The organism is Exiguobacterium sp. s191 (assembly GCF_018618955.1).
GTDB classification, from domain to species: Bacteria; Bacillota; Bacilli; order Exiguobacteriales; family Exiguobacteriaceae; genus Exiguobacterium_A; species Exiguobacterium_A abrahamii.
This window is the reverse complement of the sequence record NZ_JACSNC010000001.1, coordinates 517,296-541,543: the sequence shown is the minus strand read 5'-3', so window position 1 is coordinate 541,543 and position 24,248 is coordinate 517,296. Positions and strand designations below refer to the sequence as shown.

Annotated in this window: 30 protein-coding genes and 1 riboswitch; of the genes, 7 read left to right on the top strand and 23 right to left on the bottom strand. The window is 46.9% G+C overall.

Going from position 1 to position 24,248, the window contains the following annotated elements; all coding sequences use genetic code 11:
• Positions 1–79: 79 nt before the first annotated feature.
• The 4 genes from KNQ09_RS02765 to KNQ09_RS02750 all read right to left on the bottom strand — a co-directional run bounded on the left by KNQ09_RS02765 (position 80) and on the right by KNQ09_RS02750 (position 2,888).
• The gene (locus tag KNQ09_RS02765) at positions 80–394 is read right to left on the bottom strand and encodes an ArsR/SmtB family transcription factor (protein WP_214857271.1); all 315 of its coding nucleotides are present in this window, start codon (positions 392–394) and stop codon (positions 80–82) included.
• A gap of 182 nt (positions 395–576) precedes the next feature.
• Positions 577–1,587: an ABC-2 transporter permease gene (locus tag KNQ09_RS02760; RefSeq protein WP_214857269.1), complete on the bottom strand. Its 1,011-nt coding sequence runs from the start codon at positions 1,585–1,587 to the stop codon at positions 577–579.
• Between the two features lie 68 nt (positions 1,588–1,655).
• Positions 1,656–2,078, bottom strand: coding sequence for a MarR family winged helix-turn-helix transcriptional regulator (locus KNQ09_RS02755; protein ID WP_023467873.1), 423 nt, complete (start codon positions 2,076–2,078; stop codon positions 1,656–1,658).
• A 75-nt stretch (positions 2,079–2,153) separates the two neighbouring features.
• On the bottom strand, positions 2,154–2,888 hold the full coding sequence (locus tag KNQ09_RS02750) for a nuclease-related domain-containing protein (protein ID WP_214857267.1): 735 nt from the start codon (positions 2,886–2,888) through the stop codon (positions 2,154–2,156).
• Positions 2,889–3,018: 130 nt separating this feature from the next.
• Here KNQ09_RS02750 and KNQ09_RS02745 point away from each other — a divergent pair, with 130 nt between their 5' ends.
• On the top strand, positions 3,019–3,324 hold the full coding sequence (locus KNQ09_RS02745) for a hypothetical protein (RefSeq protein ID WP_214748285.1): 306 nt from the start codon (positions 3,019–3,021) through the stop codon (positions 3,322–3,324).
• 154 nt (positions 3,325–3,478) lie between these two features.
• Here the strand turns inward: KNQ09_RS02745 and KNQ09_RS02740 are convergent, their stop codons facing one another.
• Positions 3,479–4,339, bottom strand: a complete 861-nt coding sequence (locus KNQ09_RS02740) for a MerR family transcriptional regulator (RefSeq protein WP_251138077.1) — start codon at positions 4,337–4,339, stop codon at positions 3,479–3,481.
• Between the two features lie 136 nt (positions 4,340–4,475).
• Between KNQ09_RS02740 and pssA the strand changes: the two genes are divergently transcribed.
• Genes pssA through KNQ09_RS02725 form a run of 3 tightly spaced genes read left to right on the top strand, consistent with a single transcriptional unit; the run spans position 4,476 to position 6,047 of the window.
• Complete coding sequence (gene pssA, locus KNQ09_RS02735; RefSeq protein WP_214857266.1) at positions 4,476–5,006, top strand: CDP-diacylglycerol--serine O-phosphatidyltransferase; 531 nt, start codon at positions 4,476–4,478, stop codon at positions 5,004–5,006.
• 17 nt (positions 5,007–5,023) lie between these two features.
• Positions 5,024–5,479: a DedA family protein gene (locus KNQ09_RS02730; protein WP_251138076.1), complete on the top strand. Its 456-nt coding sequence runs from the start codon at positions 5,024–5,026 to the stop codon at positions 5,477–5,479.
• A 25-nt stretch (positions 5,480–5,504) separates the two neighbouring features.
• Positions 5,505–6,047 (top strand): GNAT family N-acetyltransferase, encoded by a 543-nt coding sequence (locus KNQ09_RS02725; protein ID WP_214857264.1) that lies wholly within the window; start codon positions 5,505–5,507, stop codon positions 6,045–6,047.
• Positions 6,048–6,090: 43 nt separating this feature from the next.
• Here the strand turns inward: KNQ09_RS02725 and KNQ09_RS02720 are convergent, their stop codons facing one another.
• The 5 genes from KNQ09_RS02720 to KNQ09_RS02700 all read right to left on the bottom strand — a co-directional run bounded on the left by KNQ09_RS02720 (position 6,091) and on the right by KNQ09_RS02700 (position 12,239).
• A complete protein-coding gene (locus KNQ09_RS02720) occupies positions 6,091–6,828 on the bottom strand; it encodes a Bax inhibitor-1/YccA family protein (protein WP_214724661.1) in 738 nt (245 codons plus the stop codon).
• A 57-nt stretch (positions 6,829–6,885) separates the two neighbouring features.
• Positions 6,886–7,677, bottom strand: coding sequence for an AAC(3) family N-acetyltransferase (locus KNQ09_RS02715; protein ID WP_214857263.1), 792 nt, complete (start codon positions 7,675–7,677; stop codon positions 6,886–6,888).
• A 13-nt stretch (positions 7,678–7,690) separates the two neighbouring features.
• Positions 7,691–10,696, bottom strand: a complete 3,006-nt coding sequence (locus KNQ09_RS02710) for an SbcC/MukB-like Walker B domain-containing protein (protein WP_214857262.1) — start codon at positions 10,694–10,696, stop codon at positions 7,691–7,693.
• Complete coding sequence (locus KNQ09_RS02705; RefSeq protein WP_214857260.1) at positions 10,678–11,799, bottom strand: exonuclease SbcCD subunit D; 1,122 nt, start codon at positions 11,797–11,799, stop codon at positions 10,678–10,680. The genes KNQ09_RS02710 and KNQ09_RS02705 overlap by 19 nt, the downstream gene beginning before the upstream one ends.
• A 212-nt stretch (positions 11,800–12,011) precedes the next feature.
• A complete protein-coding gene (locus KNQ09_RS02700) occupies positions 12,012–12,239 on the bottom strand; it encodes a hypothetical protein (protein ID WP_214857258.1) in 228 nt (75 codons plus the stop codon).
• A 231-nt stretch (positions 12,240–12,470) separates the two neighbouring features.
• Between KNQ09_RS02700 and KNQ09_RS02695 the strand changes: the two genes are divergently transcribed.
• The gene (locus KNQ09_RS02695; protein WP_214857257.1) at positions 12,471–12,839 is read left to right on the top strand and encodes a hypothetical protein; all 369 of its coding nucleotides are present in this window, start codon (positions 12,471–12,473) and stop codon (positions 12,837–12,839) included.
• A 128-nt stretch (positions 12,840–12,967) separates the two neighbouring features.
• Here the strand turns inward: KNQ09_RS02695 and KNQ09_RS02690 are convergent, their stop codons facing one another.
• The 8 genes from KNQ09_RS02690 to KNQ09_RS02655 all read right to left on the bottom strand — a co-directional run bounded on the left by KNQ09_RS02690 (position 12,968) and on the right by KNQ09_RS02655 (position 18,832).
• Entirely contained in the window at positions 12,968–13,324 is a 357-nt protein-coding gene (locus KNQ09_RS02690) for a hypothetical protein (protein ID WP_050677014.1), read from the bottom strand.
• Between the two features lie 121 nt (positions 13,325–13,445).
• Positions 13,446–14,453, bottom strand: coding sequence for a ThiF family adenylyltransferase (locus KNQ09_RS02685; RefSeq protein ID WP_214857255.1), 1,008 nt, complete (start codon positions 14,451–14,453; stop codon positions 13,446–13,448).
• Positions 14,450–15,214 carry a thiazole synthase gene (locus KNQ09_RS02680; RefSeq protein ID WP_214857254.1) on the bottom strand — a complete coding sequence of 255 codons (765 nt, stop codon included), beginning with the start codon at positions 15,212–15,214 and terminating at the stop codon, positions 14,450–14,452. The genes KNQ09_RS02685 and KNQ09_RS02680 overlap by 4 nt, the downstream gene beginning before the upstream one ends.
• A 2-nt stretch (positions 15,215–15,216) precedes the next feature.
• The gene (thiS, locus tag KNQ09_RS02675) at positions 15,217–15,417 is read right to left on the bottom strand and encodes a sulfur carrier protein ThiS (protein ID WP_214857253.1); all 201 of its coding nucleotides are present in this window, start codon (positions 15,415–15,417) and stop codon (positions 15,217–15,219) included.
• Complete coding sequence (locus KNQ09_RS02670; protein WP_214857252.1) at positions 15,414–16,358, bottom strand: FAD-dependent oxidoreductase; 945 nt, start codon at positions 16,356–16,358, stop codon at positions 15,414–15,416. The genes thiS and KNQ09_RS02670 overlap by 4 nt, the downstream gene beginning before the upstream one ends.
• On the bottom strand, positions 16,355–16,948 hold the full coding sequence (locus KNQ09_RS02665; RefSeq protein WP_214857251.1) for a thiamine phosphate synthase: 594 nt from the start codon (positions 16,946–16,948) through the stop codon (positions 16,355–16,357). The genes KNQ09_RS02670 and KNQ09_RS02665 overlap by 4 nt, the downstream gene beginning before the upstream one ends.
• Positions 16,949–17,030: 82 nt before the next feature.
• A riboswitch (TPP riboswitch) is annotated at positions 17,031–17,133 on the bottom strand.
• 56 nt (positions 17,134–17,189) lie between these two features.
• Positions 17,190–18,410, bottom strand: a complete 1,221-nt coding sequence (gene nagZ, locus KNQ09_RS02660; protein ID WP_214857250.1) for a beta-N-acetylhexosaminidase — start codon at positions 18,408–18,410, stop codon at positions 17,190–17,192.
• On the bottom strand, positions 18,407–18,832 hold the full coding sequence (locus KNQ09_RS02655) for an OsmC family protein (protein ID WP_023467853.1): 426 nt from the start codon (positions 18,830–18,832) through the stop codon (positions 18,407–18,409). The genes nagZ and KNQ09_RS02655 overlap by 4 nt, the downstream gene beginning before the upstream one ends.
• Positions 18,833–19,022: 190 nt before the next feature.
• Between KNQ09_RS02655 and KNQ09_RS02650 the strand changes: the two genes are divergently transcribed.
• Both KNQ09_RS02650 and KNQ09_RS02645 read left to right on the top strand, forming a co-directional pair.
• Entirely contained in the window at positions 19,023–20,207 is a 1,185-nt protein-coding gene (locus KNQ09_RS02650) for an MFS transporter (RefSeq protein WP_214857248.1), read from the top strand.
• A gap of 127 nt (positions 20,208–20,334) precedes the next feature.
• On the top strand, positions 20,335–20,823 hold the full coding sequence (locus tag KNQ09_RS02645; protein ID WP_214857246.1) for a DoxX family membrane protein: 489 nt from the start codon (positions 20,335–20,337) through the stop codon (positions 20,821–20,823).
• A 28-nt stretch (positions 20,824–20,851) separates the two neighbouring features.
• Here KNQ09_RS02645 and KNQ09_RS02640 read toward each other — a convergent pair whose 3' ends face one another.
• From KNQ09_RS02640 to KNQ09_RS02620, 5 genes are all read right to left on the bottom strand, one after another.
• Positions 20,852–21,145, bottom strand: a complete 294-nt coding sequence (locus KNQ09_RS02640; RefSeq protein WP_214857244.1) for a hypothetical protein — start codon at positions 21,143–21,145, stop codon at positions 20,852–20,854.
• A gap of 82 nt (positions 21,146–21,227) precedes the next feature.
• Positions 21,228–22,322, bottom strand: a complete 1,095-nt coding sequence (locus KNQ09_RS02635; protein WP_214724639.1) for a hypothetical protein — start codon at positions 22,320–22,322, stop codon at positions 21,228–21,230.
• 10 nt (positions 22,323–22,332) lie between these two features.
• Entirely contained in the window at positions 22,333–23,148 is an 816-nt protein-coding gene (locus KNQ09_RS02630; protein WP_214724636.1) for a hypothetical protein, read from the bottom strand.
• Positions 23,145–23,822: an ATP-binding cassette domain-containing protein gene (locus tag KNQ09_RS02625; protein ID WP_050677003.1), complete on the bottom strand. Its 678-nt coding sequence runs from the start codon at positions 23,820–23,822 to the stop codon at positions 23,145–23,147. Before KNQ09_RS02625 ends, KNQ09_RS02630 begins: the two co-directional genes overlap by 4 nt.
• On the bottom strand, positions 23,815–24,195 hold the full coding sequence (locus KNQ09_RS02620; protein WP_029341325.1) for a GntR family transcriptional regulator: 381 nt from the start codon (positions 24,193–24,195) through the stop codon (positions 23,815–23,817). Before KNQ09_RS02620 ends, KNQ09_RS02625 begins: the two co-directional genes overlap by 8 nt.
• Positions 24,196–24,248 lie beyond the last annotated feature (53 nt).

Below are 24,248 nucleotides of genomic sequence, written 5' to 3'. Positions count from 1 at the left end.
TGAACGTGTCACTCAGAATGGAATATCGTTTTAATTCCCCTGCCTTACTCGGGCTAATCCATTTCATCCACAATGTGTCTTAGCAACTTCTGTCCGGGATGTCCGGCGTGTCCATTTCTGCTAAAATCGTCAATAACAATTTATACTGCGGATGATCTGGATTGATTCGAAAATAAATCCATTGTCGTTCCCGTCGTTCCAAGATGAGCTGGGATTGACGCAATAATTTTAGATGACGGCTGACTGCCGGTTGCGAAATATCAAACATCTCGACGAAATCACAGACACAATGCTCCCGAACATGTACTCTTCGCAAAATTTCAAGTCGTGTTCCATCGCTCAACAGCTTTAAGAACTGACTCATCTCTTCTACCCGTTTTGCTGTCTCGATCACTAGAGGCTCCTCCTCTCTGTTATACGTATAGTCCATGCATGATCCAGGCACGAATTTATCTTTTCGCTTTTCACATAACCATATTATTATATAACGATTTTGTTATGCAATGATTTTTTCGTAAATCGATTTCAAACAAAAAAATCGCCATCTCATTCGATGACGATTCTTCTTAATGTTCTTCATGCAACTACACGTCGTGCTTGTCGTTGCTCCCTCCAACTCACCACTAAACATGTCACGATAAAACTACCGAGACCAATCAGTGATAAATGAAGCACCTGTGTCCCTACTGAACCATCCATGAACAGCAATCGACTGAAACCGGAGACTGCATTCGGAACGGGCAGGAACGTTCCAAGCGATTGATAAAACGGTGCCAGCATCTTCGCCGGCACGATGTTTCCGGCAGTCATCAGCTGGAACGGAATCAATGCGACATTGACGAGCGGCGCAATCGGTCCAAATATCGCAAAGTTCATCTGCGTGACGGCGATACAGGTCGCGACGACAAGGAGTTCGAACGCCCATAGTTTGATGAACGGTGTCGTGATGTCCGTTAATACATGTGCCACGGAAACGAGCAGTAATGGAACGACCAAAAGAACGATCCCGTGCAACAGTTGGCGACTCCAAAATAGCGACCAGATCGAATGACGCTTACTTAAGATCGTACTGACAAGATTGAATTGAATCCCCATCGTCATCGTCGCGATATAGATGACGAACCCGAGGACGAGTGGCAGCATCGACAAGGCAAAATCCGAGACGGCATGCTCCGTGACGATCGATGTCGTAAACGTCGGCTCACCATTCAACTGTTTGCCGATCGTTTCCGTTGCCCGCTCGAGAATCGCATTCGCGAATTCAGCATTCGTCTGGCTGACGTGTGCCGTCAGTTGACGCGAGGCATCATCCTTTTGTAGGACGAGATCGACTTCATTGGCATCGAGTGCTTCCAACCCTTTCGCTTCCGTCGCGAGTGTTTGGACCGTGAATGGTGCTTCCTTAAGTGATGTGACGAACGGGTCATTCACTTCGCCAACGACTCCGACGTTCAATTGATCGAGCCGTTCCGTTGTTCCTTCGTAACCAGTCATCCAAACGATGAGGAACAAGAGTGGGACGACGATCGCGAAGACGAGTCCCACTTTCGTTTGTGTCATTGACCAGACATCTTTCCATGCTTTCATATTACGATCTCCTTTTATATGCATTACTTATAATATCATGTGCAACTATATGTCCGAAGGAAAACCATTCACGTCACATTCCGGTGAATGGTCTCAAGTGTTTCCTTTAATTGCTCGATTTGCTCTCTCGATAGTCCACGGAACGCTTCGAGTTGTAGCTGATCGAGCTCTGGTCCGAGGCGATCGACGATGTCGCGTCCTTCTCGTGTCATTAAGAGCAGAACCGCTCGTCGGTCCCGGGGGTCCGGCGTCCGAACGATTAGTTCTTTTTTACCGAGCTTATCCAGAATCTTACCGATCGTCGTTTGATCACGTTCTGTCACGAGTGCCAGCTGCTTTTGCGAAACACCATCTTGTTTAGCGAGTTCGCTCAGGACAGAAAACTGCTCTGGTGTCAGTCCGAACGCTTCCATCCGTTTAGCAGCAGCACGTTTAAACGCATAATAACTACGGGATAATTGCATGCCAAGCGACCATTCCGATTCTTTCATCCCATCATCTCCATATAGTTGCACTACTTATTATTTATCCACTATACCTGAAGAAGAACAAGTCCGTCAACGGTCTCATTTTGCCTGGCGTTGGCGAATCCCTTCGATATGCGCTTGTTGCGTGGCACGATCGACTTGTGAATGAACCCCGAGTTTCCCTGCAATCGTATCAACTTGACTGGGTGTCAATGGTTTTCCTGTCGCGAGTTGCTCGATCGTCTTGCGAAGGACATTTCGTTTCAAGACACGGACATGCGCTGAATCGACGGTGATCTTTTTCAGTTCACAGCGTTCGCTGAAAACGATCAAGGAGTGAAAGAGCGCGGGATCCGTTCCTTCTAAGAAGCGTTGCATGCTTTTGAGATGCCCTTCATTTTGTTTGATCGGATTATAGAACCGTTGCTTGAAGCGATTCTGGAACTGCTGCGTCCACTGACGGTCCTGCTCGCGTCCGAAAATCCACCCGCTGTAGTTTTTCGATTCGAGTACATAGATGCCACTTTCATGAATGAACGTCACATCGATCTCCGTCGTTCCTTCTCCACGCGCACGTGGTAAGTATGTATTAAAGACATAAGTGCCGTATCCGGAAACTTGATCGAGTTGACGTGTCGTCAAGTATTCACCCCATTTCCCTTTATCACGAACGATCCGTAAAAACGGTTCGCGCGTTAAACGATAATAACGACTACTGTGATACGAACTGCGTTTTACGAAGAAAAACAGACCAAACGTTCCGAAGAAGAACAGTACCATGATCAGTCCGATTTGAATCAAGAGCGGTAAAAATGTCACTAACACATTATCCACTAGATTTATCTCCTTTCCATATTAACCCTTTATTTTCCACTATATCAGCATAATCAATTTCTGCATCATTTTCCACTATTTGTTACGGTGACTATCCTATGGTACGGTGAAACAAAGGAAGGTGTTCTCCATGGATTCTGTCGTCACGTTCGCACCACTAATCGTCTTATTCTTCATCTGGATGTCCTTATCTCAAAAAGCAGACGAAGCGAAACGCCGCCAACAAACGATTCTGAAGAAGCTACAACGGATCGAAGAGCACCTCGGTCTGAATGAGGTGTCACTAGAAGAAGCAGCGTTACAAGTCGAACTGGTTCAGTTGCTTCATGAAGGAAAGACGGTTGAAGCTGTCAAACGCGTTCGAGAGACGCTCGGATCGTCCTTGCTCGAAGCAAAACAATATGTCGACCAACTAAAAAGTGATCACGGAATATGATCAAAAAGACCATCTGGCAATGTTATTTGCTGGATGGTATATCTATTACTTATTTTTGATTTAATCTTGTTCAAGCATTCAAATCCTTAGTCACTTATGACAAAAAGTAAGACATATCAAAACATCTTAAATACGATTCTTAGAAAATACACATTCAAGATGTTGAAACGTTTTCTTTTACTTTCACACTAATCTTCGTGATGAACTCCTCTTCCTCTAGAGACGCAATAGAATGAAGTAGGTACTCCTCATACACATCTCCGTCCATTTCAAAGTTTTGTATTTCTAATGAATCCATAAGCTGTGTATAAGCAGTATCGATATTGTCAAAACTCCCTTTGAAATAGAGGACAGCGTATAATCCGGCTGGTTTTTTCTTCGAATGACTTGTTTCTACGTGACAAAACAAATGATGTAGATTACCTTCCTCCTGCAAGAATTTCTCTTTTTCATACACGATTCCATGTGCAGCTGTACTTTTCACACCAAGTTTTTTTAAAAATACACTAGAGTGCTGATACAACTCTTCAATTGACAATGACCAATCTAATTTTTCCTCACTCAATACAATCGATTCTTCAGCTAACTTTTTAAAATGCACTTCTCCGAACGAAATCCCTTGCATTTCATCTGTCAGTTCTACGACACGATGTAAAAAAAGCTGAATATCCTGCAATTTTTTTACTTCAAGCGCGACTTGTTCACTTTGTTTTAATGCCAGTTGTCGTAACGACGGTATCGTCGGTGTTTCAAAATATTTTTTTAATTCTTTAATTGGTACTTCTACTTGTCGTAATGAATGGATCGCCATAAATTGATCAAATTGCTCAAACGTATAGTAGCGATACCCGTTCGTATGAGTACCAGCCGGTTTAAATAAATTGATTTTATCGTAATACAAAAGTGTGTCTTTGTTGATATCAAGAAGTTTTGCAAATTCACCGGTTGTAAATTTTTTTTGCAAATAATTTTTCATCTTTCCTTTTTTGCCCCCTTTACCCTGGAGTGACTCCATAGTTTATGCTCTTTTTGTGAGAGTAACACATCCCTGCACAAACGACCATCGTGTACTCTGACTAAAAATTATTTTGAATGAGTCGCTTAGGGATTCAAATCCGCTCATTCATGTCAGGAAAGGAAGACTTCATATTATGTCGAAAACTGCTATCCCCGCAATCTTAACGATTAGTAACTTCGTCTGTGGAACGTTGTCTATCTTTGCCGTACTCGAGGAGAACTTTAGTGCAGCAATTGGATTTATTTTATTCGGGTTATTGTTTGATCTGTTTGACGGTAGGATCGCTAGAAAACTAGGAACTGTATCCGAATTCGGAAAAGAACTCGATTCTTTTTCAGATTTAGTAACGTTCGGAATTGCTCCAGCGCTTTTTACTTATCATGTTTTACTAAGTGATTTTGGACAAATCGCTCTTTTCCTCGCTGTGTCATACAATGTCTGTGCATTACTTCGCTTAGCACGATTTAATACGACGCAAAGTGAGTTACCGACTTTTATCGGGTTACCCGTACCCGCGGCTGCTGTCATTCTACTGTTAACTACGATCTTCTTATCACCTATGTTCGTCGCCGGAATCATGTGCCTACTTTCTTATTTAATGATCAGTCATGTGAAGATTCCACATGCTAAAAAAATCAGCACAGAAAAAGAACAAACAATATGATGGCTTTATTTGAAGCTATGATTACAGACTATGGATATGTCACTATTTTTCTCGTACTGGCCTTAGGTCTATTCAGCCTTCCGATTCCAGATGAGTTGATGATTTTACTCGTTGGTTATTTCACAAAAATTGGTTTTCTTCGTTATGATTTAACGTTTGTCGTCGTATGTATTGGGTCATTCGTCGGAATGCTATTTAGTTATTTCATTGGACAACGAGCAGGTCGTCCTTTACTTGATTGGCTGGGACGTTGGATGAGCGCTCCCCGAAAATGGAGTAGTAAAGCTGAAACGTGGATTGGGAAGTATGGAGCAGTAGCGCTTGTCGTGAGTTATTTCGTACCGGGAATGCGTCATTTCGCTGGTTACTTCTGCGGGATGTCGCATATGTCGATAAAAACGTATTCGTTCTATACCAGTATTAGTATTGGCATATGGAGTTTAATATTTTTAACCATTGGACGCTTTTTTTAATTTTTTAGGATGAGGTGAAAACAACATGGATTCAAAAATTGAGCTATTACCCGTAACAACAGAAGACTTACCAAAATTTAAAAAGGCATTACAAGATGCCTTTATGAAAGGTTGGCAAGATAGCTGTCAATATGAAGACTTAACAGAAATGGGACCTATTCCTTCAGAGGAAGACATACAGCATTCGTTGTGTGCGAAGGGCGCTACTATTCTTCATATCGTCCTAGATGGTGAAATAGTCGGAGGTGTGGTGCTACGGATTAATGAAAAAACACAGCATAATGAAGTCGATTTTATATATATAAGTGCAGATGGAAAAGGGATTGGCACGAAAGCATGGAAAGCAATTGAAGCCGCCTTTCCACAAACAAACGTATGGGAGTTGCATACCCCGTACTTTGAAAAACGTAATATTCATTTCTATGTGAATAAGTGCGGTTTCCACATCGTCGAATTTAATCATAAAGGGAACCCTGGCCCGAATGTAGAGGGCGAAGTGCCCACGTCCGATGAAGAATACGAATTCTTTCGTTTTGAAAAAGTAATGTCATCCTCAGAAACAAATTAACGATAAAAAAAACAGACGACGGATTCTCCGTCGTCTGTTGCTGTTAATCCCGTGCCGCAAGACGGTACAGGAGATCGAGTAATTCAATATAGAGCCAGATGATCGTCACGATCAATCCGAATGCTGCAACCCACTCCATCGATTTCGGAGCACCCGCACGAACTTGTTGCGAGATAAAATCGAAGTCCATCACGAGTGACAGGGATGCCACGATGACGATGACGAACTGAATACCAATCGCAAGCGGTGAGCTACCTGTCATGAATGGGAGGTCGACACCAAATAACGAGAGAATCAAGTTGACTGCATACAAGACGAAGATCGAGAGAATCGCTGCTGTGACCGCAGAACGGAAACGTTGCGTCACTTTTATCATGCCTGTCGAGTAGACGAACCACATCGCGAACGCAACGACGAAAGTCGCAACCACTGCTTTTCCGACGATACCTGGGTACATGCTTTCAAAGACGAGCGACAATGCTCCGACGGCGACACCTTCTGCCAACGCATAGACCGGTGAAAGGACCGGTGCTGTTGCTGGTTTGAATGTGATGATCAAGGCAAGGATCAGACCGATGACGAATCCACCGATTAATGCCGGGAATAGGAACGCTTGGTTTTCTGCGAGGAAGAACCAACTTCCCCCTGCTGCTGCTGTGACGAGAGCGAGCATCAAGAAAATCTTGCTCATCGTCCCGCTTTTTGTCATTGGTCGCTCTCCGACACGTGCTGTATCGAATCCGCGACGCAATGCCGGGTTTACTTTAAAACGTGAAGCCATTGCTTTCACTCCTTTTTATGATTCTGTTTTCTACTACGAAGGTTTCCCGAAAAAGTTTCAAAATAACCATTGATCGAGCGCTTTTAATTGCAACATGACGACTGGGATCGAGGCTTTGGCATCGATGCGGTAAGATTTCGCTTGTCCGATCAGACCGGACGTGACGAAATCGGCACTTTCTAACGCTTCGCCAATCGGACCAAACGCGTCACTATCGATTTGACGATGTCGGTAATGAATGAATCGTTCCGTCGTTCCTTCTTTGACTTTACAACCATCCTCGACGTCCGGACGATTCAATCCGTATTCCGCGTAATGCCAGACGGTTGTCGTATCCCAAGGGGAACCGATATGCAGAATTTGACCGTCCGCCTCGATGAAGCGTTCAATCGGTGAACCGGGACCGAAGCCATTTTCTAATGTATGATCGGCAACGAATGTCGCCGCATCTTTCCCCCAGGCGGTCACGGACCACATCGGATGATCGCTTCGAACGACGCCGGGATACGTCCGGAAGACTTCCGGGACGCGACCGATGCCGCGTGTGACCGTTTTTGCCGGGTCATATGCCGGCATCTCCCGGCGGATCGTTTCCCACCATTCCTCGGGAACAGCCGGTTGGCTCCAGTTTTTCGGATCCGAATTATCCGTACTCTGCGCCGGCATCATGATCAACCCTTCCGTCGTGACGACTTCCTGTAAGGCCTCGATTAACGCTTGTACGCCGCCGGGAATCCAGCCGATTTGTTTGAGAGACGAATGGACGAACAGTTTCATACCGGGCGTCACACCTAATTCGTGTAACGCCTCTTTGATTTGTGTTTTCGTGACCATGTTTCGTGTTTCCATCGATCTTAGCTCCTTACTCGACGACTAGTTCAATCGTCGACCCCGTTTTTCCTTGTTTGACTTCGATTTTTGCGTCAACTCGTGACTTCAGTTCCTGGACGTGACTGATGATTCCGACCATGCGACCGCTCGCTTGAATCGAGAGCAACGTCTCGATCGCTTGTTCGAGTGATTCCGGGTCAAGTGTTCCGAATCCTTCATCGATGAACATCGTCTCAAGTGATACCCCACCGCTTGCTTCTTGCACGACTTCCGACAATCCGAGCGCAAGCGCAAGGGATGCTTTGAAGCTTTCGCCACCGGATAACGTCTTGACGTGACGCGTTTGCGACGTGTACGCGTCAAAGACATTTAAATCAAGCCCATATTTCTTGAGTCCTTTTCCCGCCTCCGTTTTCCGTTCAAGCTGGAAACGACCAGATGTCATCTCGTGCAGATGCCGATTTGCGGCGAACAGTATTTCATCGAAGTATGCCGTCTGGACGTACGTCTCGAACGTCATCCGTTGCGCATTCTCCCCGACACCAACGCGAGCGAGTTCGCCGATGACCCCGTATCTCGCATCCTCGTCCTCGATTTGGCGTTGCAGGTTTTCCCAAGCCGCGATCAACTGATCGATGTGTGCGCGTTCCTTCTCAAGCCCGACACGTCGGTCGGTCCGCTCCGTCAGTTCGAGCGACGACGTCTGCACTTCCATCCGTAACTGTTCAAGGTCCGGTCGCACTTGGCCTTCCGTCTTCAAGCGAGCTTGTTCCTGTTTCAGCTTCAGTTCCTGCCGCGCTAGGCGGTCTTGTTCCAAACGTTCTTGGAGGTGGCGGAGTTCGTCACGAGAACGTCTCGCATCGCGGAAGGCTTCAATCGTCGGAAACGCTTCTTCTGCCAAAACTGCGTGTAATTCGTTTTCGCGTTTCGTTAATCGATCGCTTTGTTCAGCAGATGCCTCAGTCAATTGACGGAATCGACCCTGGTGTTCCGCGAAGTCACGATCGAGCTGTTCCTTCTCGCGTAACTGACGTTGTTTGTCTTGCTTGAACTGCTCGATACGTGTTTCTGCCTGTTGTTGTTCCTCACGGAGTGCTGGTAGCGATTTCGTGGACTCTCCTGATTGACTTAGGCGACCAGACAAGTGTGCCATTTCCGATTCGATGACGGTCCGATCTTTGATCATTGCATCGATTTTCAGTTGTAGCTGATCCATGGATTGCTCGAGTTGTTGCAGGCGAGTCTCAAGACGCGCTTTTTCCGTCTGCGCTGCCGCTAATCGGGCTTCCGTCTGTTCGACTTCCTGAAGCTGTGCTGAAACATCCGCATGAGATGACTCGTTTTCACTCGTCTTTTTCATTTCGGTCGTCAGTTGCTGCAGACGCTCCGCAACTGTCCGGTAAGAGGCTTGCAATTCTTGATGCGCTTGTTGCGCTTCAAGGAACCGCTGTTGTGCTACATCGACGGATCGTTCCTTTGCGACGGCGACAGCATGCTGCGGATGCGATGTACTCCCGCAAACCGGGCAAGCCGTCCCGTCCGTCAATCCTTTGGCAAGTTCAGCAGCCAGTTGTTCCCGTTCGTATCTACGCGCTTCTTCATACTGGCGCGCTGCTGCCTCTTTTTGATCCCGGACGCTCGTGCCGCGGACGATCAGCTGTTGCCGTTCTGCTTCCAATTTGTCATGTTCCGCTACCTTTGTCGCTAGCTGTTGCAGGATGAAGCGCCGTTCTTGCACCTGTAAGCGCTCTGCTCCGACGTTTTGTAATGGATGCAGTTGTTCTTGAACGTTCTTTCGCTCTGTCCGTGCTTGTTCGAGTTGCTTCCGTAATGACTCTGGGTCCAGAAGCTTCAAACGTTCTACTAGTTGTTGCTGTTGTTGCCGTAAAGCCGTTTCTGCTTCCAGGCGTTCGCGCTCTTCTTGAATCTTTTCGAGACGACGACTAAGTTGCTCAATCTGTGGTTCCTCCGCTAGCAATCGATCGACTTTTGCTTGAACGACCTCTTGTTGCTCTTTCAAGCGAGCGATGTGCTGTTCAGTTTCCTGTTTTCGATGCGTGAGTTGCGTCAATTGTTCTTGATCCTGTTGCCACTGGTCATAGATCGGTGCGACAATTTGAGCGCGTTCAGCCGCCATCGCTTCTTCTTGCATCCTCTTGATTTCCGGTAGGCGGTCTAGTAGCAACTGTTCCGTCTGTTGAAGTCGCTCCTGCTCTTGGAAAACCGCTTCGAGTTGCTCGCCTTGTTGCAATTGCGTCGTTTTCTTCTCGACGATCGCACGAGTCTCTATTTCAGCTTGACGAGCAGCCGTTAACCATTCGTCCCGTTCCGTCGTCAATGCCTCCATCCGTAACCGGATGTCGCCTTCCGTCAGTTCACTCCAGTTCGCTTGCAGAGGTAGTTCCTCAAGCTTTGCCCATTGTTTCGTCTTCGTTTCCTTGATGCGTGCCGCAAGATCGAGCGCTTGTCGATGCAATCGTTGCTGGAACTCACCATAGTGTTCCGTCTTAAACAGCTGCTTGAGAATCTGCAGTTTGTCTTTTGACTCTGCCATCAACAGTTCGCGGAACTTATTTTGCGGCAACAGGAGAATTTGCGAAAACTGTTTATGGTCGAGCTGAATCAGCTCTTGAACCCGTTGCTTGATTTCTGGAATCTTGACCGCGAGCGGTTTCCACGTCGTTCCGTCGAACCGAGCGAGCTCGGCTTCATGCGAGTAGCCGGTTTTATTGACCGGATGCGGTTGACTCGGTTGGCGGATGATCCGGTACCGTTCCCCTTTCAGCGTAAACTCCAGTTCAACTTCCGTCTTTTGCTCGGGCACGGCAAAATGACTTCGCAGTTCGCTCATTTCCCGTTCGCCGCCTGACGTTTCGCCATACAGGGCGAACGTCAATGCGTCAAAGATCGTCGTTTTCCCTGCTCCGGTATTCCCGGAGATGACGAACATCGTCCGTCCGGCAAGTGCCGTGAAATCAATCGTCTCTTCACCAGCAAACGGTCCAAAGGCGCGTAATGTCAGTCGTTCTGGGCGCATGTCGCTTCCTCCTTCAGGACGGCTTGCATCGCTTCCGTCGGTTTCTTCTCACGGACTGCTTCATAAAACTCACTGAATAGATCCGCAACGGATGCATCCTTGACTTGCTCCCGCGACGCCTTGACCGCCCGCGTACTCTCGCGGACGAATCCAATTCGCTCGAGGTGCAGGATGTTCGGATAGATTTTTTTCAGCTTGCCCATCGGATCCATCAAAGCTTCGCCGTCCGTTAGATTGATCTTTAGATAATCGTCCGGGTCTTGTGTCGCGACGAACGCCGGGTCTGTCAGCTCCGCGAGACTTCCAGTCAGTTCCCTCAAGTCACGTTTTGGTGCAAGTGGTTCGAACCGACGATCGAACGTACCCGCATCGTTCAACGTCAACACATCGACCCCTTTGACATGATGGGCTTCCGAGAATGAATATTTCAAGAGCGATCCGCTGTAGCGAACCGTCTCGGATTGAATCGCAAGTGGATTATGCAGATGACCGAGTGCCGTATACGTAAACGGTGCAAACTGGCTTGCGCTAACTTGCCCTGCCGTTCCGACGGACAATTGCCGCTCCGAATCCGTCTCGAGTCCACCGATCACAAAAGCATGACCGACGAGGACACTCGGTCCATCCGGAATACATCCGGCAAGGATCGTCCGCATCGCGTCATCATGTGTCTTAATCGTTTCGTCCTGATGCACGTAACGAACGGTCGCCGGATCCGCGAACGGAATCGGGTAAAATGACACCCCTTTGATCGTGACCGGAGTAATGACCGGCGTTAGTTTTCCGACGAGATGCAGACCAGCCCGTTGGAGTAACGTCGTTCCGAAACTTAACCGTTCGGCCGAATCGTGATTTCCACTGATCGCAACGACTGGAATGTCTCGGTCAAGGATCAAGGCAGCGAGCGTCTCGTCAAGCAGTTCAACGGCTTCCGTTGGTGGTACGGCGCGGTCGTATAAGTCACCCGCAATGACGATTGCATCCGGTTGTTCGCGGTCGACGAGTGTCAAAAAGTCCGCTAAGACCGCCCGCTGGTTCTCGAGCATCGACTCGCCATGAACGATTTTGCCGAGATGCCAATCGGCAGTATGTATCCATTTCATTTTCATCACACTCACTTTTTGAATATAGTAGCTTAAGTGTAGCATGCAAGCGTTCGTTCTGCGACGAACATCCGTTTGGAATACAAAAAGCAGTAGTTTTCGTGTTGCACATCAATCCGATGATACGTAATGACGAAAAAAGTGTAATTCTTCTCGACTAAGAGAAAAACTACACATTAGTTTCAATAGAAAATAGATAGAACGTTTACTTTTTATGTCTGTTTTAGTTTTCTTTTCCCATCTGTAACAATCAAAGTAATACCTATGATACATTCCAAAAGAATGATCAACCAAGTAAGGCTCGGAATCATGTCAATCGCATCACCTCCGACACTTTTGTACACCTCTAGCTCTCTAAGAAATAAAAACTCAGCTAAGTAAATAGATAGCCATAGCTTAGTCAAAGCTACTAATACAAAACAAAATCCCATCTTACGCAATTAAAACCCTCCGATTACTAAATAACTTAAAATTGTTTAAATTTGATATTACATCGCTATTTATAATTATAGAAATGAGTTAATCAATAGTATTTACTTTACCATTTTATTTTTTTGTGAATCAATAATATGGCTAATATAGAAAATTTTATTAGTTTTTGAGGTCTGCATACTTTAAAAAACTGTTAAAATACAATATATACTTCTCATTTGAAAGCCAGGAGGGAAAACATGAAAAGACTTATACTGTTAGCTCTGTTATGTACTTTGTTATCAGCGTGTAGCATCAATGAGTCTAAGCTCAGTTTTAGTGAGTTAAAGATTGTACCAAACGAAATACAAACGAAGATCAATCCCGCCAATACCTTGCAATTGATCAATACGAAAGACAAAGTCGCTTATGTTGTTTATCAGTCAAAGAAAACAGTTGCTACTGATCTTGAGGAACAAGGAGATAAGCTAAAGATTAAATTGAATGAATCTAAAACTCATAAGAAAACGAAGCAGCATGTCTACAAGTTAACATTAGATCCTGAACATAAAATCATCGATGTTTACGTGAACGGTAAATCTACCGCATTTGATAACGTAACTAACTGATAAATCTAGATATAACAAGTAGAAACAACATACATACTAAAACCCCTCATTTCTTTTGTGAAACGAAAGGGTAACACAAAAAGCAGAAGGCGAATGCCTCCTGCTTTTTCACTCTTACGACGAACGTATTATTTCGTCCGTTGTTTTCTAAAGCGTTGAACGGAACGAATCACAGAAACCGATCCGCCGATGATCGCACCGACGCCGACGACGATGCCTGTTTTAAATTTTTTGCCCGATTGTTCTGATTTATGCGTTGCTTGATTGTGTTCAAAAAGTTGTTGGAGGGGCGACGACGTCTCGACTTCGAGAATTTTCGATGCATCCTGATGCACGTCTTCTCTACGTTCGACACTACAAGGTGACAGATAGAATGGGTTCAAGTTCGTCCGGTACCGATCCGGATTCCAGTTGGGTTGCTGAACAACTGCTTGGGCGTCTTCCGTCTGTGCCTGATCCTTGATTGGATCGAATTCTTGTTTCATCTGAATCACTCCTCTTCACGTTCAAAACCTGTAGACCGATTTATGTCTGAAGTCTTATTTACCTGTTTTTCAAACATTTAAAACATATATATTTAAAATTAGTTTTACTGTTTTGTGAACGTTACCCGAAATAGGCATGATAGAGCCGTTTCGCTTTGACGAGATCCGCCTCGCCATGAATCAGAACGCGTCCATCTCGGAAAGCGACCATCCGATGTTCGTCCGTCGTAAACGCCAGCAAATATGGATTATGGGCGGAAATCGCAGCGACCGGCTGGAGACGTTGTTTCAACTGTTCCAGATCCCGCTGTCCGTCTCCGCGGATTTGAATGGCATCCCGACCGCAGAGTGCCGTGAAACGAACCGTTTGATCCGATAAGTAAGGATAGGACGGATCGATGCCGCACGACGGGCACTCCGTTTGCTTCAGTGACTGAACGTTAATTTGTTGAAACGTATTCGACCAGACATCAAACGCAAGCAAGCGCGTCCGCATGGCGTCCGTCTTTCCGCTCAACCACTTCAACGCTTCCGTCACCTGTAAGGAAGCGACCATCTGTACAGCTGGTCCGATGATTCCCGCTGTATCACACGTCTCCTGATCCCGCGGTAATTGATCGAGCAGACAATGCAGACACGGCGTCTCCCCGGGACGGACGGTAAACGTGATCCCATAACTGCCGACGCAGCCACCATAAATCCACGGAATCGAACGCATCAACGCCATGTCGTTCATCAGCAAGCGAATATCGAAATTGTCCGTCGCGTCGATGATCAGATCGATATCATCGAGAAGCCATGTCAGCGCTGCCCGGTCGACGTCTAATACATGCGCTTCAATCGTCACCGTCGAATTAATCGCTTCAAGCCGTGCTTTTGCGGCAATCGCTTTTGGTACGATGTGACGCGCATCTTCCTCGGTATAAAGCTGTTGTCGTTGTAGATTACTCCACTCGACATAGTCGCGGTCGACGATTCGGACGACGCCGACACCGGCGCGGACGAGTTGTTCTGCCGACGCCGTTCCGAGCGCTCCCATGCCGATGATCAGCACCTTCGCTGTTGCCAAGCGTGCTTGTCCCGCTTCCCCGATCGGTTGAAATCGAGTTTGCCGTGAGTAACGGTTCATCGAATCAATCCACTTGTCGGACTACTCGCGACCGCATACTGTTTCTTCTCGATTCGTCCCGCTTCGTATCCGAGACGCCCCGCTTCGACAGCTAGTCTCATTGCGCGCGCCATCTTGACTGGATCTTGAGCATGGGCAACGGCGGAGTTCAATAAGACACCGTCCGCACCGAGTTCCATCGCATAGGCGACGTCGGTCGGTGAACCGATTCCGGCGTCGACGATGACTGGGACCGTCGTCTGCTCGATGATGAATTGCAGGTGAAGTGGGTTGAGGATACCTTGCCCGGAACCAATCGGTGATGCTGCCGGCATGATGGCGTGACAACCAAGTTCTTCGAGTCGTCGTGCAAGGACGACATCGTCCGACGTATACGGTAAGACGATGAAGCCTTCTTTAAGTAATTCTTCAGAAGCCCGTAACGTCTCAATCGGGTCAGGTAATAACGTCTTATCGCAACCGATCACTTCGACCTTAACCATGTCGCACATACCGGATGCTCGCGCAAGCTTCGCCAACCGAACGGCTTCTTCTGCTGTCTTCGCTCCGGCCGTGTTCGGTAGTAGATCGTACTTCGTTAAATCAAGCGACTCGAGGAAATTCGCTTGTTGTTTATCAAAAATATCGAGCCGGCGGACGGCAAACGTCAAGATTTGTGAGGCGGACGCATCGATTGCTTCCTGCTGTACCGTAGCATCCGTATATTTCCCCGTTCCGAGTAATAACCGTGATTCAAATGTCTTTTCTCCAATTTTCAGCATGTTTATCCTCCTCCTACGAAATGAACGATTTCAAATGTGTCGTTGTCCCGAACGACCGTCTGATCGTACGCCGTGCGATCGATGATTTGTCGATTCTGTTCGACGATGACGAGCTTTTCCCCTAAGCCGAGTTGCGTTAGCATGTCCTCGATCGTTTCAATCTGATCGATCGTGTGGTCATTGCCGTTAATCGTAATGTTCATCGGACTTCCTCCTTCTGAATCAACCGTAATGTATTTACCAAGACTTCCGCTGTCGCCGGTGCGAGTAATATGCCATGCCGATGATGCCCCGTCGCTAGGAAGATCCGACGGGATGAATCGGCGACTCCGATATATGGCAAGCCGGACGCCGTTTGTGGTCGTACACCGGACCAGACTTCTTCGATGACCGCGTCACGAATCGGTGGATACAGTCGTTCTGCTGCTTGAAGCAATGACGTGACCCCTGCGACACTGACACCGACCGTCTCGTCGTGCGGCAGTTCGGTCGCACCGATCAAAATCCGACCGTCTGCTTTTGGCACAAGGTAGACAGCGTCGTCAAACAGGATCGAGCGTAACGGCTGACCCGCGAGACGGACGGCGAGACATTCCCCTTTGACCCCATATGTCGCGATCGAAATGCCGGCTGTATCGAGCAAAGCTTGCGAACCCCGTCCGGCAGCGACCGTCACTGTTTGTCCGGTCCAGATTCCCGCATTCGATTCGATCCTAATGAAGTCATCGTTCTCTTCGATGCGTGTGACTTCCACCTGTTCTTCAATCGATATGCCACGTGCGTGTAAGGCATACATCAATGCAGTCGTCAGTCGTCGTGGATCGATTTGACCGACAGCTGGAAACAGATGCTCGCGCCCTTTACGCTTTAACAAAAACGGTTGTTCCCGGTATCCACAATCGATGCCTGTTTCTCGCTCAAGACGACGTGCAAGCAACGGATACAGACGACGACTTCGCGCGGAAAGTGCATGCAATTCCTCTCTGAGCTCGATGTCCGTCGCAAGCATCCCGGCAGCCGCGCGACTCGTTCCTTGTCCACCTGCTCCGCGTTCTAAGACGACGACGGATTCATTCTGACAGGCGAGACCGTAAGCAAGCGTCAAACCGATGACTCCACCGCCGATGATGATGTGATTCGTCATACCCGTACCCCCTGATAATGCTTGACGGCGGCGAGCGGATCCGAATGACCGAGAATACCCGATAAGACGGCGATTCCGGTTACACCGGTCGCTACGATTTCAGGCATGCGTTCTGGTGTAATCCCGCCAATTGCAATGACTGGTTTCGTCGTGAAGGTGACGACTTGCTTCAAGGCGTCAATCCCTCGTGGTGGCACGTCCGGCTTCGACGCTGTCGGATAAATATGACCGTACAGCAGGCGATCGGCTCCTTCCGCTTCTGCTGCCAGTGCCTCTGCTAGCGAATGGACTGATTTCCCGATGACGAGATTCGGAAAATGACGTCGCACATCGCGGACACGCAAGGAACGGCGCGTCAGCTGCACACCGATGCCTGCGACATGGGCGACGTCGACCCGATCATGAACCGTTAACTGTTCAGGCGAATAACCATGTGTAAGGAGCGCCTCAATTAGATCAAGTAATTCTGCCGCCGATAAGTTCGGTTCTCGTAGATGCAGCTGATCCGTATAGGGTTGAAGCGATTGAAAGGTCTTTATTTCGTCAAGCGGATTAATGGATCCCGTCGAAATCAGATGTAAACGCATCATGTTCTTCCTTTCCATACGAAAAAGGACCACTCCCGATGTTGAAGGGAGTGGTCCGAAAATGCGCTGAAGCGCTAAGGATATCTAGGATTTCGAGCCACTTCCCTCCGCTAGTACGAACTAGATCAGGTTCAAAGGGTCCGGATACTTCCGTCTCAGTCTGCTGGGAGACTCCCCTAGTGTCTTTTCGTGTTTAATTGGCTTGCCCCATTAGTCTAGCATGAGTCGCTTTGCTTCGCTAGTCCTAGTTGAGCGCTTCCACTTGCTGAATCAGTTCCGATTTCGTTGGTCGCTGTTGCTCTCGGCTGTCGGCATACGTCTGCTTCAGCTTCAGGATGCGCATTACTTTGGCATCGAGCATCTCCGGCGTCAGCGTTTTTTCTTTGACGGCTTGCATCACTTCAGCATGGACCTTTGTGTAAGCACCTGCCTCTGAAAACATCGCCATATCAGCTCCATTGACGAGCGACTGACGTGCCGCTTCTGCGAGACCATATTGTTTCGTGATCGCCCCCATGACGAGATCATCCGTGATGATGACACCGTTGAATCCGAGTTGTTGACGCAAGAGGTCAGTCAAGATCGGCTTTGAGAGCGAGGACGGATTCATATCGTCATACGCGGGATAGAGAATATGGGCGACCATCACCATCTCGGCGCCCTCTTGAATCGCTTCTTGGAACGGTAACAGCTCCGTCCGCTTCAATTCTTCCTTTGATGCCTTCACTTTCGGTAGCCCGACATGGGAATCGACACTCGTATTGCCGTGACCGGGAAAATGTTTGACGACCGGAATCGTTCCCGTCTCCTGCATCCCGTGCATCAGGGCCGTACCAAGCGTCGCGACGGTATTCGGATCAGCACTTAACGCACGGTCGCCGATGATCGGATTGTTCGGATTACTGTTGACGTCAAGGACCGGCGCGAAGTCCATGTTGAAGCCATAAAAACGTGACAAATGTCCGAGCGTACGTCCGACGTCTTCCATTTTCACTTCATCTGCTCCTTGCGCCATACGTTGACTCGTCGGTAGACGTAATCGTTGATCTGGTACCCGGCTGACGCGTCCGCCTTCTTCATCAATCCCGACGAACGCATACGGTTTTTGGTTCGTCTCTTGAATCGCACGCGTGAACGTCAAGAGTTGCTCTTCCGACGTAATGTTTCCGCCGAGCAATAAGACCCCGCCAATCGCATGCGTCTGTAACAATTTCCGGTCAGCTGCTGAAAGTTCCGTGCCGGCGACTCCGATGTAGAGCAGTTGATCGATTTTTTCTGACGTCGACATCGTTTTAAGTTGCTGCTTTAATCGTGCTTGTTGTCGTTCCTCTTTCGTTGGCTCAGGTTTCGGTTTCTTTTCTTCTGTCGGTTGCTTCGTTTCCGATTGTGATGGTTTCGTTGGTTCCGTCGTCTCCTGCGCACACCCTGCAAGCAACAGACAACCGATCAGTACGGTTTTCTTCACAAAGGATCCTCGCTTCGCACACCATTGATCGAATAATAGACGGAAATCTCAGCGTTCAGGGATTGCGAGACCGAACAATATTTATCCTTTGATAACGAGATGGCGCGACGGACCTTATCTTCCGGGAGATCACCTTCGAGCCGGTAATGAATCGAGATCGACGTAAAACGCCGCGGATGGTCCTCTGCCCGTTCTCCTTCGATATCCATTTCGAAATGGGTGATCGTCAAGCGCATCTTCTCTAAAATCGAGACGATATCAATTCCAGTACAGCCGGCAACGGCATGTAGCAAGAGTTCAGTCGGTCGTGGCGCTTGGTTTTCACCACCGTTTTCGGGTGCTGCGTCCATCGCCAGATGATGCCCTGATTCCGTCTGTCCACTAAATCCCATCTGTTTGTTCCATGTCACTGTCGCTTGCATCGTTTCCACTCCTTTATAAGTAGTCTTCTTCTGTAGTATACGCAAAAAACAGCAAGCCTGGAAATTCACACGCTATTTCGAATAATGGTTCTTTTCCCGAAATCTCGCTTTGCGATACCCGACGAAATCGTTTCATGCTATCCTGTTACTCATAGTTTCGCGCGCAAGCGCTAGAATTGAGGAATCATCCATGTCACCTACTACTCGTTTAAGTCGACGCGATTGGCTCTTGATCGCCACGTTGTCGCTCCTGACGTTCGTTCTCGGAACAAGCGAATTCGTCATCGTCGGGATCCTCGCTGAAATCTCCTCAGCCCTTGATATCACGATCGCAACAGCAGGTACGCTCGTTTCAGCCTTTGCCATCTCCTTTGCAATCGGTACACCGATCGTCATGTCGCTGACCGGTCACCTGGAACGGCGTCGTCTGATCCTACGTCTCTTACTCGCCTGGGTCTTATTGAATCTTGCCAGTAGTTTTGCTCCAAGTTACGAAGTATTGCTCGCAACCCGCATTCTGACAGCCATCCTGACCGGTGTCTTGATCTCGCTCGCAATGGTCGTCGCAAGTGACGGTGTGCCTGTCGCGAAGCGCGGTGTCGCCGTCTCGTTCATTTTCGGTGGTTTCACACTTGCGAACGTTCTCGGTGTCCCGATCGGAACGTTCATCGGTCAACACGCTGGCTTCGAAGCTACGTTCTGGCTAACGACAGTCATGGGATTGATCGCGTTCCTCGCAGTATGGAAGATCGTTCCGGTCCAGCAATCGACGGGTTCTGGTTCAATTAAGGAACAGCTTGGATTGCTCGCCAACCCACGGATCCTGATCGCCTTCTTTATTCCGTCATTTGGATTCGGGGCAACCTACGTCGTCTACACGTACCTCGTACCAATTCTGCAAACAGAACTCGGGATTGCGAAAACGTGGATCAGTCCGATCTTGCTCGCTTACGGCGTCGTCTCGATCTTCAGTAACATCCTTGCCGGCAAGATTGCCAGCAAAAATCCGATGGGACGCTTACGGTTCGTCTTCGTCGTGCAAGCAGTCGTTCTTGCTGCGTTATACTTCACAACAGCATCCCTTCCGCTTGGTCTGTTCAACATCGCCTTGATGTCGTTGATGTCGATTTTACTAACGACTTCGACACAAATCTACTTGATCGACCTTGCTGAAAAGTTCAATCCGGAAGCAAAAGGACTCGCTGCTTCATTGATGCCGGTTGCGAGTAACGTCGGGATTGCTTTTGGTTCGGCACTCGGTGGCATCGTCTATGCGAACGGTCCGATGATGAACACGGCACTCGTCGGTGGACTGGTTGCGCTCGTTGCTGCTTTATTGACTACAATCAGTCATCGCCTCGATCAACGGTCATGAAACCGTTACCTTATCCTTTTTTGTAACAGGTCGATGACGGTTCGATGACGTTATGATGATAGTCCCCATCTCGCTGATGATTTTTCAGTATGATGGGGACTATGTTGTAGTAGAGGAGTGTCTGAAAGTGAAAGCATTACACATCATCGGTCTCGGTCTGTTGACGATCATCCGACTCTGGCTCGGAATCCAGTGGTTCATCGCTGGAATCGGTAAGTACATTAATGGCTTTGATGCACGGCCGTTTCTCGAAGGAGCGCTCGCGAAGTCAACTGGCGAAGACGCACTCGTCAGTTCCTGGTATGCGACGTGGATCGAGCAACTCGCCTTACCGAACGTCGGGCTGATCAACGCCTTGATTCCGTTCGCGGAACTCGTCGTCGGGATTCTGTTGATTCTTAGTCTGTTGACAGTTCCTTCACTGGTCGTCGGTAGTATCATGAATCTCAATTACTTACTCGCTGGGACGATCGCATTGAACCCAGTATTCTTAGCAGCGTCAATCGCCTTACTGGCTGCAGGACGCTTTGCCTATCACATCGGCATCGATCACTGGATCATCCGCTGGTATCGTTCGTCGCAGCAACCGCATCCCCTTGACCGGATTCCAGTCTAACGAAAAAACTCTCCCATACGTGGGAGAGTTATTTTTTTTGTTGCTCGAGAATCGTCTGCTGTGTCGGAACCCCGCCGACTGAGACTGTCCGCTCGAGGAACAGATAGGGTTTGCCATCAACTTCGAAACGATGGTCACCGAGATAACGTGCCGAGTGCCCATCCGTTGCGAGCTTTTGTTCGATGGCTGAGACATGTTCGTCGAGTGAATAAAACCGATCGTCGAACGTCATTGTGATGTTTTTCTTACGATACCCGAGTAAGAAATTGTAGTAGAACCAGTACATAACACCTGCAAATAAAACAAAAATCAAGAATTGCATGTCAGTTCCCCCTTCGTATAGTCTTTATACGTTGGAAGAAAACGGGAGGTTTCAAATTAGGAGTGGAAATTGGTTACTTTTATTAATTTGTAATAATTTGTTCAAGCATAAGTTTATTCTTCGATCCCTTATTTTTAATTTCTGTTTCAAATACTGTTTCGGCTGTTAATGGATTGACGACAATCGCTTTGACTGCTCCATTTTCCATCCGATATGCAATATATATATGGTCGTTTTCTGCATTAACAACTGAGTATGAAATAACTTCGTTTTTAGCAAACGATTTTAATTTTATCGTTTTAACGAACTGTCGATCAGACTCAATATCATAGATGTGCCATCTTAACTGTACTTGCTCAGAAGATTCATCCGACTCTTCAATTCCTACCAAATATCTTCCTTCTTTCATGATATAAGTACCGTTAGGAAAGTCTGCAAATCGATTTAGTTGTTTTGTTTTCTGTCCATCTTTTACAACGATTTTTACTTCCATTGTATCTGAATCTTTTAATTGGTGCATTTGTTCCACAATCATTTTTCCGTCATAAAAAGATCGAATAACATCGCCTTTCTCTAAACGACTTGGCAACTTAATTTTTGATACTGTCTCATCATTTAAATCTATACTAAAGATATTTTCTCTCACTGATTCTCGGTTAGGAATATACGATTCAATTAGCAGCATATTACCCATTCGTTGAAACGGAGAGAAACGAATGGATCGATTTTGTTGAATTTCAGAAATATCAAATGTTTTCCGAGTCAACTTTTTCGTCGATACATCCCAATATTGAAGTTCGATTTCCCCATCACCTGTAGCACGTAAGCCATACGTCACTAAATCTTGAGTGTACAAATGGGTATCGTGTTTAAAAATAAATTGACGAAATTCACGAGGAGACTCTTCCCATCTATTTTCGTCTTGAAAAATATAAAATAGGATAGATTTATCAATCCTCTGTACGTTACCTTCAATATCAATAGAATATCCGTTCGGATTACGACTCCACTCATTTAAAATAAGTCTCATGTTTTGAACAGCATCTTGCTTCGGATTACCTTTTATTGTTTCAACTACAAAATTAGTTTTATCTACTGATAACACTTGTCCTACATAGATTCCTATAGATACGATACTGACTATTCCCAGAATCAAAAAATATTTTATTGAACGCATAGTGTCCTCCTTAAACAGCAACTTTCCATTTTAGTAAACGTAGACTTCTCCAAATTACATAAGCAAAATAGAGGACAAATAAACTCACTAATAAAATAGTTTTCTCCAGATTTAATAATAAGTCTGTTCGTTCTAAGAAATATAAACTAGAAAACGTATAGGCAATTACAAAAAGAATTTCGATTCCAATTCGAATAAATCCACTCCATTTTCGATACGACCGTTCAATTAATACAAGTAAAAAAATTAAACTAACAATGAGAAAAGAAACTGAAAGAATGACTAACAAATTCGTCAGATTCATTGAGTAAATTTCGCCTAGAGTGCTTCCAAGCGTCCCAGTTCCCTCTTTTCCCATATACTCATCTTGAATGACCCATCTAAAAATAGATCGACTACCTTGAATTAAGAGCCATTGAATACCAAGGAAACTCATGATGATAAGAAATACAGATGTTAGTTTTGAAAAGAAAATACTTGCTCGATTCCCTGGAAGCATCAGCAAACGGTACATATATTTCGTCTCACCGAACCAATCCCGATACCATATTTGAATTGAATATATGATGACTAACGCCATTCCAATTAATATGACGTAACTAAACCATGAGGTTGCATCAGGAAAAGATAGTTTACCGATTTGATCAAACGTTTCATATAGAGTCACTGTATTAGACTTCATATAATCTTCGATTCTGCGCTCATGTAGTTTGACTTTTACAACGACCGACACCAGCTCAATCGCAGCCATTACAAGGACCGCAATTACATATATCTTAAAACTCCGCTTAATTTCTTCGTTCGTCAATTGTATGTATTGTTTCATCGCAAATAGACCTCCCGCATCCGGTCCTGAACCGATTTCCCGTACAGTTCTCGCATCTCTTCTGTCTCATGTTCATCGATGATCCGACCGTCCTGTAAGAAGACGACTCGATCGATCAAATGCTCGATTTCCTGAATTTCGTGTGTCGTCATCAGGATGCCGCGTCCTTCCATGAAGTGACTCGAGAATAGTCCTGCAATCTGTTCCTTCGTAAACAGATCGATCCCAGCGAATGGTTCATCGAGTAGTAAGTACGGACGATCGAGCGCAAATCCGAGGATCAAGCTAACCTTCGCCTGATTCCCTTTTGATAAGTCCGTGATCTTATCTGTCGAGAGTAGCTGGAAGATCCGCATCAGCTCATCCGCTGTCGCTTGGTTCCAGTCGGAATAATAATCCGCCATGTACGTCAGCGCATCACCAACCGTCATGTAACCGGGCATCGTCTGGATATCTGGAACGAAGGCAATCTTGTTTCGGTTGATCTCGCCATCGACGAGAACTGTTCCCGCGTTGACTGGGACGAGACCTGCGATTGCCTTCAGGATCGTTGATTTCCCCTCACCGTTCAAACCGATCAGACACGTCAATTGATCCATCGGAACAGAAAACGAGACGCCTTGAAGAACTGGTTTTTTCCCGTATTTCTTTTGTAAGCCATGGACTTCAAGCATCGATCTTCCTCCGTTCTGTTTCCTGATACACCGTCTCGATCTTCGAGACGACCTCATCGAGTGGAATTTGAATTGCCTTGACGGCATCGATGAATTCAGAGACGGCTTCTTCTAGCATCTCAGCACGTACTTTTTGGACGACTTGTGGATCGCGTGTAATCTTACTCGGGACATTCCGTTCTGTCGTAATCAATTGCTGCTCCTCCATCTCTTTGTATGCTTTTTGTGCGGTATTCGGATTGATTCCGAGCTGTGCGGCGATTTCGCGGCGGGACGGGATCTCTTGCCCGCTTTGCAATTCCTCGGTCGCGATTCGTTGTTTGAACCAACGGACGACCTGCAGATACACCGGGCTTCTTTGGTCGAACTGCATCGGTAGACCTCCCTTTCCTGTTTAATGTATTAAAACAATAATACACTTCTCTT